The following is a 16,900-nucleotide window of genomic DNA, read 5'->3' on the forward strand; positions in this document are numbered from 1 at the left end:
CCTATTACGGATCAGCGTGTCAGAACACCAGTTCGGCGGATTTTCTTTTGCAACTGCATCACGCCGTAAATCAGCGCTTCGGCTGTCGGCGGGCACCCCGGAACATAAACGTCAACCGGGACGACACGGTCACAACCGCGAACCACCGAATAGGAATAATGATAGTAACCGCCGCCATTGGCGCACGAGCCCATCGAAATAACCCAACGCGGTTCTGCCATCTGGTCATAGACCTTACGCAGTGCCGGGGCCATTTTGTTGGTCAGTGTACCAGCAACGATCATAACGTCTGACTGACGCGGGCTTGGGCGGAAGACCAGACCATAACGGTCAAGGTCATAACGCGACGCAGCCGAATGCATCATCTCAACAGCACAGCAGGCCAGACCAAAGGTCATTGGCCACATCGAACCAGAGCTTGCCCAGCTGGCGAGTTTATCGAGATTGGCAAGGACAAAGCCCTTGTCGTTCATCTCGTCAAACACACCTTTAAGCAGGGTATCCTGATCCGTACCGGGTGCCAGGGGTGCGCCTGTATTGGTGCTCACTCCCATTCCAAAGCTCCCTTCTTCCATTCATAGATAAATCCGACCGTCAGAACAGCCAGGAAGATCACCATCGATACAAAGCCGAACGTTCCGATATCGCCAAGGGTAACAGCCCAAGGGAACAGGAAGGCGACTTCGAGATCGAAAATAATGAACAAGATTGCAACCAGATAGAACCGAACATCGAATTTGATGCGCGCGTCCTCGAACGGCGCAAAACCGCACTCATATGCGGATAGCTTTTCAACATCCGGTGCCTGCTTGGCAAGAACCAGTGACGCGATGACGATTAACGCCGACAAGACGACGGCGATCCCGATGAACACCAGGATCGGAAGATATTCCGAAAGAAGCTCTTGCATCTCTCTGACCTCTCAAGAACAGGCCTTCTGACCCGACCAGGTCCCCACCTGGCCCATTACGGCGCACCATAACGTATGCACCGCACAAGTTCCAGCCCTCAAGCAGGTTTAAGATGCTCTAAGACCGGAAACTTTCTAATCTTTTTACCGTTTACTATCGTCGGATATCGGGCTGAACGTCGAGATGATCAAGACCAAATCGTGCGAAGCTGCAAAAGCAACACATGAAAAGGCGATCGCGGAAAAGACGAAACGCCCGACATAAGACAACATTTGATGGGTCATGGCGCGAGCGACGAGACTTGAACTCGCGGCCTCCGGCGTGACAGGCCGGCGCTCTAACCAACTGAGCTACGCCCGCAAAATGACCATCAATCGGCGGGCCTTTGTTAGACCACACCCTAAACCAAGTCAAGCAGCTAGCAGTGTTTTCAACCCTTTCGACAATTGCACGGACGATCATCACCTTCTGAAATGCAATTTCGGTCAGAATTTGTACTGAATTAACCCTTTCTGTACATTTTCGACCGCCTATACGTGTAGGGCTTTGCAAAGGCGCGTCGGCTTTTATAGAATTGTTGACAAATTCCTCCTATCTTACGGTGCGATAGAGGGAAGTTTGCGCATTCAGGTGCCAATGCGAGACAGAGTCATTACGACGGAGAAGACCACCCGTGGGGCGCGTTAAAGAAGAATACAGATCACTGGCCGGACCTGAGAAGGCAGCGATTCTCATGCTTGCTCTTGGGGAAGAGCACGCGACCAAAATGTTCAGCATGATGGATGACGAGGAAATCAAAGAGATTTCCCAGTGCATGGCTGGCCTTGGCACGATCAGTTCCAACATCGTCGAACGATTGTTTGTCGAATTTGCCGATCAGCTTTCTTCGACCGGTTCCCTTGTTGGTTCGTTTGACACCACCGAACGCCTTCTGTCCAAAGTCCTTACCGAAGACCGTGTTAACGGCATCATGGAAGAAATCCGCGGCCCTGCGGGTCGTACCATGTGGGACAAACTGAACAACGTGAACGAAGCCGTTCTGGCGAACTATCTGAAAAACGAATATCCGCAGACCGTTGGTGTTGTTCTTTCCAAACTGAAACCCGGCCATTCTGCGTCGGTTCTTTCACTCCTGCCGGAAAACTTCTCGATGGAAGTTATCATGCGTATGTTGCGCATGGAGGCGGTGCAGAAAGAAGTTCTTGATAACATCGAAAAGACATTGCGGACCGAATTCATGTCGAACCTTGCGCGGGGCTCGCGCGGCGACAATCACGAACTTATGGCGGATATCTTCAATAGCCTGGACCGCCAAAGTCAGGACCGGTTCCTTACTGCGCTTGAAGAACGTAACCGTGACTCGGCTGAGAAAATCAAAGCCCTTATGTTCACCTTCGAAGACCTTGCACGCCTTGACAATAACGGTGTTCAGACCCTTCTGCGTCAGGTCGAAAAAGATAAACTTGCCCTCGCCCTCAAAGGGTCCACCGATCAGATGCGCGACCTGTTCTTCAAGAACATGTCCGAGCGTGCCGGCAAGATGATGAAGGAAGATATGGACGCCCTTGGCCCAGTCCGCTTGTCAGACGTCGAAGAATCGCAAATGATGATTGTTCAACTGGCCAAAGAACTGGCTGCACAGGGCCAGATCGTTATTTCCGAAGGCAGTGGCGAAGACGAAATGGTCTTCTAAGCAAAGCAATCGGTACAAACATCGTACATGTGCACCGCAGCACATATGGATCAAGGGACAGCTTTATTGCCGTCCCTTTTTCGTGCCATTACGCAAAAGACATTGTCTGAACGATCCCCAATAGTCCCTGCCCTATAGGCAGCACAAAGCCCATCACGCCGAGTCTTCTGTTAACTTTACACCGGGCAAATGAGGTGTCTGGTAGAACCTAGCCGATAATAACGTTTGGCACGGGGTCACTAATCGATTTGATTTCCCAGCGCAGACGGTTCTGCCCACCGATTTCCTTGAACTCGGCAGCATTGTGACTGCGAATGCCCGCTGTGGTGCGAAACTCGATTTTTCCGATCATTTGATAGCCAAGGGCATCCAGACGATCCTGATACTGGTCAGGAACGAAACCACCCCTGATTTCGACGGTGTTTCGATCTTTATGGAAGAACATTTCCAGTATGCGCGAATTACGGCGGACAAAGACGAAGCTTTTTTCGCGCATGATGTTGCCGCGTTTTTCATAAACCACATTAAAAACGCCCCGGCTGGTGTAGTTTATCTGTTTTATACCCGAATCACGCTTGAGATCGGCCAAGACAATTGCGACTCTTTCCTTTTCTGCAGTCGCATCCAGACTACCATCAAGCAAACCTTGGGTAATATTGGGTTGAACAAGCAGTCCGCGATAGCTTAGTCGATAATCGCCATTCCGCTCCATCGACAGGTCAATGGTAAAGGATTCCGGCAGATAGCAGCTGGTCAGGAGTATTGGCAACATTAACGCGATCAGCAGCCGTTTTATCCGGCCTACGGCCCCATCCCCGACATACTTGCGCCCGATACCTGCCAATCGCACGATATCGTTCGAAGAAAGTTCTGATCTCAGAATAGTCATGTCAGGGTTCCGATTCTCGTGACCGTTCATGCAACAGTGCCCGTCAGACACCCAAGCGTCAACTTTTACAGGTAGTTACCCATTATGGATCAAAACCGTGCTGAGGAATCGCGTTAAGTCACTTGGTTGAACCTGAGGATTGACCATCCCGCAGCGCGGATAAGGAAACTCCAGAACGCCATTTAAGCCCGTTAAAAGCTGCTCAGAGGCAACAAAGCGACTTTGTCACGAGACCAAGGGAATGCTGTAACAACGGCTCTACAGCGCCCGATGATGCGGCGCACAAGCACAGATCACTTCAGAAGCATTCCGGATCGATCTTGATGTCATTGGCGATGGAAAATCAGGCAAAGAAAAAGGCAGCCTTTAGGGCTGCCTTAATCGTGGTGGGTGATGAGAGATTCGAACTCCCGACCCTCTCGGTGTAAACGAGATGCTCTAACCAGCTGAGCTAATCACCCTTTGTTTCCGCACGCTGTATTGCGGAAGCGGGCGGAACTTACCATGCTTTTTACAAAAAGCAATGCCCACTTTGCATAAAAATGTAACTTCTATTTCTGGGCTATTTATCATCGGCATCTGGTCAACCTAAACCCGCCAAATTCCGGGATGATTTGGCATTTTTAGGACGATTTACATCGCCAAAGAAAAACCGGATATTTCATCGGCAAAGCCGATTTGATTCGGAATGAAGTCAAAAATGAAAAAAGGCAGCCTTTAGGGCTGCCTTTATCATGGTGGGTGATGAGAGATTCGAACTCCCGACCCTCTCGGTGTAAACGAGATGCTCTAACCAGCTGAGCTAATCACCCGTAATTTCGTGCTTCATTCTGCGGAAGCGGGCGGAAGATAACACGCTTTCTACAAAAAGCAATGCCGGTGACGCTTGTCACCGGCATTTTTTCGAAGAACGATGTCAAACTTAGTTGACGGCGTCCTTGAGGCCTTTACCAGCCTTGAACTTTGGCTGTTTCGATGCCGGGATGTCGATTTCTTCACCGGTGCGCGGGTTGCGACCTTTTGAAGCAGCGCGAGCAGCGACAGCGAAGGTACCGAAACCAACCAGACGAACTTCGTCGCCGGATTTCAAAGAATCGGTGATGGAATCGAAAACAGCGTCAACCGCTTTAGCAGCGTCAGCTTTGGACAGATCAGCTTTAGCAGCTACACTTCCAACGAGATCGTTTTTATTCACTTCCTGGCCCCCTTGTTTGGACGTTCGGAGTTATGAGGAAATTTGGTTTGCCCCAAACCTGTTGCATGGGCAGTGTAAGCGGGTATCAAACAACTCGTCAATGCGACACTCGCAGTTTTCTGCGGTTTTTGACGTTTTTTTCCATTTTTTACGCTTTACACCAACTCCGACATGCTCCTTTGCCGATTCTTGGGCAAAGTTATCCACAGAAAAAGGGGAGCGACATAGTCGCTCCCCTTGATTTCTGCCGGTTGTGACGGGTTTTAGTGAGTCGTCACACCGCCGATATCCGATTCTTCGCCGTCGCTGGATTTGACGCTGACATCATCATCGCCCTCTTCCCATTCGATCGGCACAAGCGGATTGACCAAAGCATGGCTGAGAACTTCGTCAACATGCGACACAGGAATGATCACCATGCCCCGTTTGACGTTATCGGGAATCTCTTCGAGATCCTTTTCGTTCTCCTGCGGGATCAATACGGTTTTCACCCCGCCACGCAATGCCGCCAGTAGCTTTTCTTTCAAACCACCAATCGCAAGCACACGGCCACGCAGCGTAACTTCGCCGGTCATTGCCACATCTTTGCGTACCGGATTTCCGGTCAGAACAGAGACAACCGACGTCACCATGCCAACACCTGCGGACGGACCGTCTTTTGGTGTTGCGCCTTCCGGGACGTGAACATGGATGTCACGTTTCTGGAACAAGGTTGGCTTGATCCCGAAATCAACCGCACGCGAACGAACGAACGATGTCGCCGCCTGAATTGATTCGGTCATGACTTCACCGAGTTTACCGGTGGTTTTCATGTTGCCTTTGCCCGGAACCGTCACAGATTCAATCTGCAAAAGATCACCGCCAAATTCGGTATAGGCAAGGCCGGTCACAACACCAACCTGATCTTCGCCCTCGGTTTCGCCATAGCGGAACTTGCGGATACCGGCATATTTACCAAGTGTCCGCGGGGTAACCCGAACCGACTTGATGCTTTCCAGCATGATCCGTTTTGTCGCCTTACGGGCAAGACGGGCAAGTTCACGCTCCAGACTACGCACGCCGGCTTCGCGGGTGTAATAGCGGATCAGATCACGCAACGCCTCGTCAGAGATGCTCCATTCATCTTTCCGCAGGCCGTTATCTTTGACCTGTTTCGGAATCAGGTGACGCTTGGCGATTTCGACCTTTTCGTCTTCGGTATAACCCGAAAGACGAATGACCTCCATACGATCGAGCAGCGGCTGCTGCATACGAAGCGAGTTTGCCGTCGTCACGAACATAACGTCTGAAAGGTCGTAATCGACTTCCAGATAATGGTCGTTAAAGGTCGAATTCTGTTCCGGATCAAGCACCTCAAGCAGGGCCGATGCCGGATCACCGCGGAAATCCGAACCCATTTTTTCGATCTCGTCGAGAAGGAACAGCGGGTTGGAATATTTCGCTTTTTTCATGCCCTGGACAATTTTGCCCGGCATGGAACCGATATAGGTCCGACGGTGACCACGAATCTCAGACTCATCACGTACACCACCAAGTGACATACGCACAAAGCTACGCCCCGTTGCATTGGCCATCGATTTACCAAGCGACGTTTTACCAACACCGGGAGGACCAACAAGACACAGGATCGGGCCTTTGACTTTTTTGGTCCGGGCCTGAACCGCTAAATATTCAAGGATGCGTTCTTTGACCTTTTCCAGACCGAAATGTTCTTTATCAAGAATTTTTTTGGCCTTTTTCAGGTCGTGCGACACGCGCGAACGCTTGTTCCACGGAATAGACACCATCCAGTCAAGATAGTTGCGCACCACGGTGGCTTCTGCCGACATCGGGCTCATATTGCGCAGTTTCTTGAGTTCTGCCTGTGCCTTTTCCTTTGCCTCTTTCGGCATTTTGGCCTTGTTCAGCTTCTCTTCAAGTTCAGAAGCTTCATCCTTGCCGTCTTCGCCCTCGCCCAGTTCTTTCTGAATGGCTTTAAGTTGTTCATTCAAATAGTACTCGCGCTGGGTTTTCTCCATCTGGCGTTTAACGCGGTTGCGGATTTTCTTTTCAACCTGCAACACGCCAATTTCAGATTCCATGAATCCGAAAATACGTTCCAGACGGTCACCGACAAGTACCGTTTCCAGCAATTGCTGTTTTTCGGAGATTTTAAGCGACAGGTGCGATGCAACCGTGTCAGCAAGCTTGGCCGGTTCTTCAATCTGATTAACCGATACCAGAACTTCTGGCGGAATCTTTTTGTTCAGCTTGATGTACTGTTCGAACTGCGTGACCACAGAACGGGCCAGTGCTTCGAGTTCGCTGTCATCTTCTTCAGCGTCTTCGCGCACAGCACCATAGGCCTGGAAGAAATTCGGATTATCAACATAGCCGGTAATTTCGGCACGTTTTCCGCCTTCAACCAATACCTTAACCGTTCCGTCCGGCAGCTTCAGAAGCTGCAAAACAGTTGCGACAGTACCAACTTCGTAAAGATCTTCGACAGCCGGATCATCAAGACCGGCGTCTTTCTGGGTAACAAGCAATATCTGCTTGTCTTCGCGCATCACATCTTCGAGTGCACGCACCGATTTCTCACGTCCGACAAACAGCGGAACAATCATGTGCGGGAACACGACAATGTCACGCAACGGCAGCACCGGGTATATTTCGCCACGCGCCAATTCGACCATTATGTTCTATTCCCTAATCTGAGCCAAAACGTTGCTGGGGTCCTGCCATAGGCCCCGCCAGTAACGCGAACATTTGATAGATAATCTGAAATTCCCGCACCGCAATAGTTGCCGGTGCGGGATTTACTATCAGGCAGTATTCTCAACGCCTTCATGACGTTCAGCATGGATCAGCAAGGGCTTTGCCTTTCCTGCAACAACATCACTATTGATGACGATTTCTTCGACACTTTCCATGGTCGGCAAATCGAACATGGTATCAAGCAAAATGCCTTCCATGATCGAGCGCAGCCCACGTGCACCGGTCTTGCGTTCAATTGCCTTGTCCGCAATGCCCCGCAGCGCCTCTGTCTGGAAGCTCAGTTTCACATCGTCCATATCGAACAGACGCTGATACTGCTTGATCAGTGCATTTTTCGGCTCGGTCAGGATTTTGACCAAAGCGTCACTGTCGAGATCTTCAAGCGTTGCCAGAACCGGCAGACGACCAATGAATTCCGGAATAAGACCGAATTTCAGAAGATCTTCAGGTTCGACTTCACGCAGAACTTCACCAGTCCGGCGTTCTTCGGAACTACGAACATCGGCACCAAAGCCGATTGCGCTGCCCTTGCCACGCTGGGAAATCACCTTGTCCAGACCCGCAAAAGCGCCGCCTACGATGAACAGGATGTTGGTGGTGTCGACCTGCAGGAATTCCTGTTGCGGATGCTTACGACCACCTTGTGGCGGTACGGAGGCAACAGTGCCTTCCATGATCTTGAGCAATGCCTGCTGCACGCCCTCGCCCGAGACATCGCGCGTAATCGACGGATTGTCCGATTTACGCGAAATCTTGTCGACTTCGTCAATATAGACGATGCCGCGCTGGGCACGTTCGACATTGTAGTCAGCTGCCTGCAGCAACTTCAGAATGATATTCTCGACGTCCTCACCGACATAACCGGCTTCGGTCAGTGTCGTGGCATCTGCCATGGTGAACGGAACATCAAGAATACGTGCCAGAGTCTGGGCCAGAAGCGTTTTACCGCAACCGGTCGGACCAACCAGCATGATGTTTGACTTCGCCAGCTCGATATCTTCGTTCTTGCTGGCGTGATTCAGGCGTTTGTAATGGTTGTGAACCGCGACAGAGAGAACTTTCTTCGCATGGCCCTGACCGATGACATAGTCATCAAGGACCTTGCAAATCTCTTGCGGAGAAGGCACCCCGTCAGCCGATTTGACGAGATGGGTTTTGTGCTCTTCGCGGATGATGTCCATGCAAAGCTCTACGCATTCATCACAGATGAATACGGTTGGACCGGCGATGAGCTTGCGAACCTCGTGCTGGCTCTTTCCACAGAAAGAACAGTACAGAGTGTTCTTGGAGTCCCCGCTATTCGATTTGCTCATACAAACCCCAATTACGTTTGACGTTATCTTTTATCGCCATGTTAGCCGGTAAACGATACCGATCTCAACGTTTAATCTGCGCTTTTCGGCCATTTGGCTATATGTTTGATATGGGACTGCAACTACGGTTGCGAAACCCCTTGCTATAATCATCCAAACGTATGAATGCGTCGCAAGTTCCAAACAGAACCAAAAAACCCAGTCACCCTCTTGTCTATGACTTAAAACTGCCATGAGGCAAGTCATAAAAAAACGCCCCGGCGTTTTACCGGGGCGTTTTCACCGATCATGATCACACAATCAGTCTTTCTTTGCATCGCTGTCCGTTTTCGGACGCGACGTCACCACCTCGTCGATCAAACCGAATTCTTTGGCCTGATCAGGGGTGAGGAAGTTATCACGCTCCATCGCATCTTCGATCGTCTTGAGATCACGGCCGGTATGTTCGACATAAATCTCGTTAAGACGTTGGCGCAGTGCCAGAATTTCGCGGGCATGGATTTCGATATCCGATGCCTGCCCCTGGAAGCCGCCTGACGGCTGATGGATCATCACGCGTGCATTCGGCAGGCAGTAACGCTTACCTTTTGCACCGGCCATCAGAAGAAGCGATCCCATGGATGCCGCCTGCCCCATGCACACCGTCGATACATCACAACGGATGTATTGCATGGTGTCATAGATGGCGAGACCCGAGGTCACAACACCGCCCGGAGAATTGATATAAAGCGAAATGTCCTTATCCGGATTTTCCGATTCGAGATGCAGAAGTTGCGCACAGATCAGCGACGACATGCCGTCATGGACCTGACCATTGATGAAAACGATACGTTCTTTAAGCAAACGCGAAAAGATGTCATAGGCACGCTCACCACGGCTGGTCTGTTCAACCACCATCGGCACGAGCGAGTTCATCTGTTCTCTAATCATCAACTGCAATCTCCCTGCATTATCCTAAACCGTGTCCGGCTGTGGATTACTTCTCTTCGGATTTGTCAGCTGCTTTTTTCTTCGCAGCCGGCTTCTTGGCAGCAGCTTTCTTGGCCGGAGCCTTTTTTTCTGCGTCCTTTTTCGCCGGTGCTTTCTTGGCAGCCGATTTCTTCTTCGGAGCTTCGTCTTCCTCTTCAGGCTTCAGAAGATCTTCGACCGAAACGGTCTTTTCTTCAACCTTGGCAAGTTCGACGATGTAATCCACGACCTTGTCTTCATATACAGGGCCCTGAAGAGCCTGCAAGGCCTGCGGGTTATTTTTATAGAATTCAATAACCTGCTGTTCCTGACCCGGATACTTCTGAGCTTCGGCAACAAGGACCTTGTTCACGTCTTCCTGGGTAACCTGGATGTCGTTTGCACGGCCAACTTCTGCCAACAGAAGACCAAGAAGAACGCGGCGTTCTGCGATTTCGCGGAACTCTTCGGTCAGTTCTTCTTCGGACTTGCCTTTGGTTTCGTCATCTTCCTGTCCAGCTTCACGGGCCTGTTTGATCTGGCCAATGATGCCCTGCAGTTCGTTTTCGACCAAAGATGTCGGCAATTCGAAGCTGTGGTTTTCAGCCAGCGCATCAAGCAGTTCGCGCTTCATTTTCTGACGGGAAACCGATTCGTACTCGCGGCCGAAATCCTTGCGGATTGCGTCTTTGAGCGCTTCGAAGCTTTCCTGACCAAGTTTTTTGGCCAGTTCATCATCCAGCTCAGCCGGTTTCTTTTCTTTGATTTCTTTGACGGTTACGTCGAACTCGGCATCTTTGCCTGCAAGTTCAGCCGCGCCATACTCTTCCGGGAATTTAACTTTGACGACGAGTTCGTCACCAACGTTGGTACCGGTCAGCTGGTCTTCAAAACCTTCGATGAACGAGCTTGAACCAAGTTCGAGTTCGTAATCTTCAGCCTTACCACCTTCAAAGGCTTCACCACCGATTTTGCCGAGGAAGTCGATGACGACAACGTCGCCGGTTTTCGACTTACGCTTGCGTGCCAAAGGTGCAGTCGTGCCCTGAGCAGCAGCAATGCGCTCGAGAGTTTCATTTACCTTGGTATCGTCAAGCTCAACAACTTCGCGGGTCAGCTTCAGCTTTTTGAAGTCCATTGCTTCGATTGCCGGGATGACTTCAACAGCGATGTCGAACTCAAGGTCCCCGCCTTCATCGAATTTGGTTACTTCGATTTTTGGCTGAACAGCCGGGCGCAGATCGTTGTCGGAAAGAACTTTACCGGTGTTTTCATTTACAGCGGCTTCAAGAACTTCACCCATGACGGACTGGCCGTAACGCTGACGCAGCAGTTTCGCCGGAACCTTGCCTGGACGGAAGCCCGGCAGGCGAACCTGATCTTTGATCTCGTCAAGTTTGGCGACGACTTTTTCTTCAATCTGAGCGGCGGGCACAACGACTTTGAACTCGCGCGCCAGGCCTTCGTTTTTGGTTTCAGTAACCTGCATAGATAACTCTTTTGCTTGGTTCGAATAATGTCCGTTACGCGACGCAGTCCGGACGTCAGAAAGTCAAAATGACTAAACGAATATGTAACCTGATCTAATTATCAGCCTGCAAGTGGTACGGGCGAAGGGACTCGAACCCCCACGTCTTGCGACACCAGGACCTAAACCTGGCGCGTCTACCAATTCCGCCACGCCCGCACACAAGCACACAAATCATTCCGGTTGGACCGAAATGAGTGCGCCTTAATACAAACTTCGATCACCTCATGCAAGCATCGCCTTTTCGTCAAACGCAATCTTCGTGAAATTAACTGCCTCAACGCAGAAAAACCGGGACTGTTCCGGGATTTTCAAGCGATCCAAAACCCAACGTAACAAGCGCTTTAAGGTGTTTTGGGGCGCAATTTCGCCCTGCCCGACATCGCTTTTTCGAATTTTTTTGATCATCGACAGTTCAAAAACACGGTCCACCACCATCCTGGATGACAGATTTCAGCCCTTTTCAATGCGTTTGGCGCGCTAGCTTCGACATACTGCACCACAATGTCAATCTATCGATCCATCCAGCTTTGCAAATCCGGAATCGGAGAAGGCAGATAACTGTTAGATAGACACGGTACAAACCAGCACTGGCAACAGGCCCCCCGCCTACCCCTTTTTACGCGATGCCAACCACAATTCGCGTAAGATCGCAGGCAGATGGTCGGGAATGTCTTCAGCGATCAGTCCCGGCCCGATATCTGCACCACATCGGGCATGCAACCAGACACCCATGCAGGCTGCATCAAACATTTCCATGCCCTGTGCCATCAGCCCGCCAATAATTCCGGCCAATACATCACCCGATCCGGCGGTTGCCAACCATGGTGCTTCCATTGCACTGATCGCGGCCCGGCCATCCGGGGCAGCAATGACTGTATCCGCCCCCTTAATCAGGACGGTCGCACCGCTACGCTTTGCCGCAGCACGGGCACGACATAGTTTATCGCCTTCAATATCAGGAAACAGACGGGAGAACTCACCCTCATGCGGGGTTAAAACTGTTGGGCCCTGAATGGCAAAACATAATGTAGACGGATCTTCGGAGAAGCTTGTCAGCGCATCCGCATCCAGGACCGTCGCGCGGCACAGATGTAAAAGCTGTATCACAAGGCTTTTGGTGCCATCGCCAACGCCGTATCCCGGCCCAATGACAAAGGCATTGTGCCGACAATCTTTAAGCAAGGCATCAAGCATCCCAATCGGGGCTGTCATATTGCCCGGCGCATCTGCGGCATAAACCGGCAATGCCGCAGGGTCAGACACAATCGTCAATAGCCCGACACCGGCCCTTCGTGCCGCACGTGCGACCAGGCGCGTCGCGCCGGTCATACTGCCCCCGCCAAAGGCCAGTAAATGCCCACGATGATATTTATGCCCATCAAGACCGGGCCAATGAATGCCTGCGCGCCACAAAACCGGATCATTGCGCCAGCAGGTCGGGCGGATTTCAGAAATTATCTTATCCGAAATCCCGATATCGCGTACGGAAAGCTCACCGCACATCAAACGACCGGGCAAAAGATAATGCCCCGGCTTGGCCCGGCAAAAGGTCACTGTCAGATCAGCCTTGACCCCGCATCCCCGAACCATGCCGCTATTGCCATCAACACCGGACGGCACATCAACCGCGACCACCGCACACATGCTTGAATTGATCGTCGTGATCAATTCTGCGAGATCCCCGGTAATATCGCGGGCCAACCCGGCACCAAAGATGCAGTCAACAATGAGGTCCGCCCCAACAACAAGGGCCGGAGAAAGACGTTCGGTCGCACCGTCCCATCGCCCGGAATGAAGGGCGGCATCGCCTTTTAGCGCATCGATATCCCCCAAAAGACCCAACCGCACCGACCAACCTTCATCGCGCAGCAATTTGGCGATAACAAAGCCATCTCCGCCATTATTGCCCGGACCACATAAAACCGAAACAGATCGGGGCGACCAATGACGGACAATTTCTTCAAACACCGCACGTCCGGCATTTTGCATCAAAATGTCGCCAGAAACCCCGCCTTCAATCGTGCGGCGATCGGCGTCATACATCTGATCAGTTGTCAGGATTTCAAACATTTCACCCCGTCAGCTTTCCCGTCACAGGCAGTCTCACGCAACAGTTACCCAAGACCGAAAAAGAGCAACAGTCACAGGTAGCCATTTGTTTTCCACATCAGTATATTGCAACCGATTTCGCAAGTCAGGTTGATACCACACAGGCATATCACCCTGACCAGCAACAATAACGCACTTTCCGCAACAAGGCTTCCTAATGCATGTTGTCGTAATGGGCGCTGGCGTCATCGGGACGACAGCCGCTTGGTATCTTTTGCAAAATGGCCATCAGGTCACGGTCATTGACCGCCAGCATGCAAGTGCGCAGGAAACAAGCTTTGCCAATGGCGGGCAAATTTCGGCATGCCATGCCACCCCGTGGGCAAATGCCAACACCCCGAAACAAATCATAAAGTGGCTGGGCCGCGAAGAAGCGCCGCTTCTGGTCAGGATGCGGTTTGACCCACAGCTTTTTGCGTGGGGTTTACGCTTCCTGCGCAATTGCACCGATGAACGTGCCAAAATCAATCTGGAAAAGGCATTGCGTGTGGCACTTTATAGCCGTGAATGCCTGCGCACCCTGCGGGATGATCTTGGTCTTGATTATGATCATAGCGAACGGGGTATTTTGCATATTTGCCGGGATGCGCGTGAAATGGCATCTGTCGCCACCGCAACCGAACAGATGCAACAGTTTGGCCTGAACCGCAAAACCGTTACCGCAGATGAATGCTATGAAATTGAACCGGCTCTGCGCCAAAGCAACGCGCCGATTGTTGGCGGCAGTTATACCCCTGATGATGAAAGTGGCGATGCCCGCAAGTTCACCGAACTTCTGACCGAACACTGCATTGCCAGGGGGGCGACGTTTAAATTCAACACAGCCATTAAAGCCTTGAAAAAGGACAACGGCAAAATCGTATCTGCTCAAACCGATCAGGGCGAAATTGCCGCAGATGCCTTTTTGGTGTGCCTTGGCAGTTACAGCCCGCTTTTGGTCAAACCACTTGGCATCGATTTGCCAATCTATCCGTGCAAGGGATATTCGATCAGCATCGATACCACAGGCTATAACGGGGCACCCAAAACCGCCCTGATCGATGACAGCGTTAAAATGGTGTATTCACGGCTTGGTCAACAGCTTCGCGTGGCGGGAACTGCCGAACTTGATGGTTATAACCTGCGCATGTCGCCAAAGCGAAAACAACTTATCGTCGATAAGGCATTAGAATTGTTCCCGAATTCCGGCGACAAATCGAAAATCGCGTTTTGGTCAGGCCTGCGGCCCGTTACGCCTGATTCTGCCCCTATTCTTGGGGGTACAAAATATGGTAATCTGTTCGTTAATACGGGGCATGGGACGCTGGGTTGGACGATGAGTTGCGGATCAGCAAAAGCAATGGCCGATTTGATCAGCAACCAAGAACCTGACATCCCACTTACAGGGCTGGGTATCGAACGTTTCAATCGAACGGTACTTTGAAACTATGGGACCAGGGGCTGAAATGACCAGCAATACACGGATTGGCACGACGAATGTGCCATTGGCCGATCAGGTTGTCCTGAACGCGCTTCCGTATGCGGCAGTGATTTGTGACCGCAATGGTTTTGTTCTGCAATGTAACGAAGCCATCGCACGCATGATTGGTGTTTCCCGCGACCGGATGATGGGCCGTAAGGCAGGTTTCCTTTCCAAGGGCCTGATGAATGACATTGAAGATGTCTTTGCCTCCGGCCGATCTTGGCGGGGTGATATCATCCTTGTCGGGGCATCCAAGGAAAGCCACGTCTGCGACCTGTCCATCGCACCGCTCGAATATTTCCAGAATAATGAAACCCGCACCGCCGTCTTGATGACGCTTCTGGAAAACAATCGTCAGCAACAGGCCGAGCGGTCCCTGATCGAACAAAATCGCAATCAGTCCGATGCCAATGCCTCAAAATCCGACTTCATTGCCAATATGGGCCATGAATTGCGCACCCCTTTAAATGCAATTATCGGAAATTCCGAATTGATTGCCAAAGGCGTTCTTGGCGACATTCCTGATGGATACCGCGATTGCGGACGTGATGTGTATGAAGCTGGCAAGCACCTGCTTGAACTGGTCAACAACGTTCTTGATGTGTCCAAGCTTTCAGCAGGCTCCATGACACTTCAGCTTGACGACGTTGATCTTGGCGCCGTGATCACGGAGGCAGGGAAGCTTGTGCGCGGTGATCTTATTCATCATGGCCACAGCTTGAATTTCGACCTGCCGCAGAAGGTCGTTACACTACGCTGTGACAAGCTGAAACTTAAACAGATCCTGATCAACATCTTAAGCAACGCCGCCAAGTTCACCCCGGACGGCGGGCAGATCAAGATCGGACTGTCGATGACGCTCGACGATATTACCATTGCGATCGAAGATAATGGTGTCGGCATGAGCCCGAATGACATTCCCCGCGCCCTTGCCCGGTTCTCGCAGCTTCATCCATCCGGGGTAAAGGAAAGTGCCGGAACGGGTCTTGGCCTTCCGCTGGCAAAGCTTCTGGTCGAACTGCATGGCGGGCGGCTTAGCATCGAAAGCGCGCTTGGCAAAGGCACAACGGTACGCATTACCCTGCCTCGCTAAGATCAAACCTCAGTACAGCACACCTGATACAACAAAGCCCGCATGGCACAACCAATGGTCCAATACGGGCTTTCTTATTTACCGTCATGTCTGGCTATTGCGTTGCAGACTGATTGATCTGATCGTGGCGCAACCTGATGTCATTTGGCCATCGGCTTTTGATGTAAGACAGGCTTGCCAGAATTTCTTCATCGCTCAGCACATCGGCAAATCCCGGCATGGCTGATTGATAATCGTCACCCGCCATCGCGCCCGGACCAAATTTGGTCAAGGCAAACAACACAGCATCCGGGTGATGCCAAGTATGGCCGGTTTCGTCATGTGGGGGTGCCGGAAGCAATCCATCAGGCCCGCGTTCGCGCCAGTTTGCTTCGCCTTCAAACTTAACCCCGTGGCATGATGCACAGTTCGCGTCATAAACCTTCTTGCCCAGAGCGACGAGTTTCAAATCATCGGGCCGCAATTGCACAGATGGATCAACCGCTGCCGCAGGGGCAAAAAAGGTAATGATGCCATACATAATCGCACCACCGGCCAACGCACCAAACGCCATAACACCTTTGTTCTGCACTGTATTAGTTCTCTCTCTAATCGTTTTGTCGGGCTTCCGCGTTAACGTGCCAGATCATTGATAATGGGACAGTTCGGACGATCATCGCCGTGACAGGCATGAACAAGGTCCGACAATGTCTTTTGCAGACTTTGCAGTTCCGCAATCTTGCGCTGGATTTCAGCCAGATGGGTTTTGGCGATTTCCTTCACATCGGCGGATGCGCGGTTACGGTCTTCGTAAAGTGACAATAACCCCCGGCAGTCCTCGACCGAAAAGCCAAGCCCGCGCGCACGCTGTAAAAACCGTAATTTGTGCAAATCGTCATCCCCATAATCCCGGTATCCGTTGCTTAAACGCCCGGGATTCACAAGGCCGATTTCCTCGTAATACCGAATGGTTTTGGCCGGAAGGCCACATTCAGTCGCCGCATCAGAAATATTCATATT

14 protein-coding genes and 4 tRNA genes are annotated in these 16,900 nt (G+C 51.4%); 3 read left to right on the top strand and 15 right to left on the bottom strand.

Going from position 1 to position 16,900, the window contains the following annotated elements:
• Positions 1–11: 11 nt before the first annotated feature.
• The 3 genes from RIC05_RS18330 to RIC05_RS18340 all read right to left on the bottom strand — a co-directional run bounded on the left by RIC05_RS18330 (position 12) and on the right by RIC05_RS18340 (position 1,271).
• Positions 12–554, bottom strand: a complete 543-nt coding sequence (locus tag RIC05_RS18330; protein WP_350042340.1) for a NuoB/complex I 20 kDa subunit family protein — start codon at positions 552–554, stop codon at positions 12–14.
• On the bottom strand, positions 545–910 hold the full coding sequence (locus tag RIC05_RS18335; protein ID WP_350045992.1) for an NADH-quinone oxidoreductase subunit A: 366 nt from the start codon (positions 908–910) through the stop codon (positions 545–547). Before RIC05_RS18335 ends, RIC05_RS18330 begins: the two co-directional genes overlap by 10 nt.
• A 284-nt stretch (positions 911–1,194) precedes the next feature.
• Positions 1,195–1,271 (bottom strand) — tRNA-Asp (locus RIC05_RS18340).
• A gap of 313 nt (positions 1,272–1,584) precedes the next feature.
• On the opposite strand from RIC05_RS18340, the gene fliG reads away from it, so the two are divergent.
• Positions 1,585–2,604 (top strand): flagellar motor switch protein FliG, encoded by a 1,020-nt coding sequence (gene fliG / locus RIC05_RS18345; protein ID WP_350042338.1) that lies wholly within the window; start codon positions 1,585–1,587, stop codon positions 2,602–2,604.
• A 208-nt stretch (positions 2,605–2,812) separates the two neighbouring features.
• Here fliG and RIC05_RS18350 read toward each other — a convergent pair whose 3' ends face one another.
• From RIC05_RS18350 to RIC05_RS18395, 10 genes are all read right to left on the bottom strand, one after another.
• A complete protein-coding gene (locus RIC05_RS18350) occupies positions 2,813–3,493 on the bottom strand; it encodes a hypothetical protein (RefSeq protein WP_350045993.1) in 681 nt (226 codons plus the stop codon).
• Positions 3,494–3,877: 384 nt separating this feature from the next.
• Positions 3,878–3,954: transfer RNA gene (locus RIC05_RS18355), tRNA-Val, on the bottom strand.
• 274 nt (positions 3,955–4,228) lie between these two features.
• Positions 4,229–4,305, bottom strand: a tRNA-Val gene (locus tag RIC05_RS18360).
• 110 nt (positions 4,306–4,415) lie between these two features.
• Positions 4,416–4,688, bottom strand: a complete 273-nt coding sequence (gene hbs, locus RIC05_RS18365) for a non-specific DNA-binding protein Hbs (RefSeq protein WP_008891813.1) — start codon at positions 4,686–4,688, stop codon at positions 4,416–4,418.
• Between the two features lie 263 nt (positions 4,689–4,951).
• Positions 4,952–7,363 (bottom strand): endopeptidase La, encoded by a 2,412-nt coding sequence (gene lon, locus RIC05_RS18370; RefSeq protein WP_350042336.1) that lies wholly within the window; start codon positions 7,361–7,363, stop codon positions 4,952–4,954.
• A 129-nt stretch (positions 7,364–7,492) separates the two neighbouring features.
• The gene (clpX, locus tag RIC05_RS18375; RefSeq protein WP_350042335.1) at positions 7,493–8,758 is read right to left on the bottom strand and encodes an ATP-dependent Clp protease ATP-binding subunit ClpX; all 1,266 of its coding nucleotides are present in this window, start codon (positions 8,756–8,758) and stop codon (positions 7,493–7,495) included.
• 300 nt (positions 8,759–9,058) lie between these two features.
• A complete protein-coding gene (gene clpP / locus RIC05_RS18380; RefSeq protein WP_350042334.1) occupies positions 9,059–9,688 on the bottom strand; it encodes an ATP-dependent Clp endopeptidase proteolytic subunit ClpP in 630 nt (209 codons plus the stop codon).
• Positions 9,689–9,734: 46 nt separating this feature from the next.
• Entirely contained in the window at positions 9,735–11,195 is a 1,461-nt protein-coding gene (gene tig / locus RIC05_RS18385) for a trigger factor (protein WP_350045994.1), read from the bottom strand.
• Between the two features lie 113 nt (positions 11,196–11,308).
• Positions 11,309–11,393 (bottom strand) — tRNA-Leu (locus RIC05_RS18390).
• A 450-nt stretch (positions 11,394–11,843) separates the two neighbouring features.
• Positions 11,844–13,307 (bottom strand): NAD(P)H-hydrate dehydratase, encoded by a 1,464-nt coding sequence (locus RIC05_RS18395; protein ID WP_350045995.1) that lies wholly within the window; start codon positions 13,305–13,307, stop codon positions 11,844–11,846.
• Between the two features lie 196 nt (positions 13,308–13,503).
• Between RIC05_RS18395 and RIC05_RS18400 the strand changes: the two genes are divergently transcribed.
• A complete protein-coding gene (locus RIC05_RS18400) occupies positions 13,504–14,769 on the top strand; it encodes a D-amino acid dehydrogenase (protein WP_350045996.1) in 1,266 nt (421 codons plus the stop codon).
• A gap of 22 nt (positions 14,770–14,791) precedes the next feature.
• Positions 14,792–15,901 carry an ATP-binding protein gene (locus RIC05_RS18405; RefSeq protein ID WP_350045997.1) on the top strand — a complete coding sequence of 370 codons (1,110 nt, stop codon included), beginning with the start codon at positions 14,792–14,794 and terminating at the stop codon, positions 15,899–15,901.
• A 94-nt stretch (positions 15,902–15,995) separates the two neighbouring features.
• Here the strand turns inward: RIC05_RS18405 and RIC05_RS18410 are convergent, their stop codons facing one another.
• Positions 15,996–16,472 (bottom strand): cytochrome c, encoded by a 477-nt coding sequence (locus RIC05_RS18410; protein ID WP_350045998.1) that lies wholly within the window; start codon positions 16,470–16,472, stop codon positions 15,996–15,998.
• Positions 16,473–16,513: 41 nt separating this feature from the next.
• Positions 16,514–16,897 carry a Cu(I)-responsive transcriptional regulator gene (cueR, locus tag RIC05_RS18415; protein ID WP_350045999.1) on the bottom strand — a complete coding sequence of 128 codons (384 nt, stop codon included), beginning with the start codon at positions 16,895–16,897 and terminating at the stop codon, positions 16,514–16,516.
• Positions 16,898–16,900 lie beyond the last annotated feature (3 nt).

The sequence above is a fragment of the Thalassospira sp. genome (assembly GCF_040218635.1).
Taxonomy (GTDB): Bacteria; Pseudomonadota; Alphaproteobacteria; order Rhodospirillales; family Thalassospiraceae; genus Thalassospira.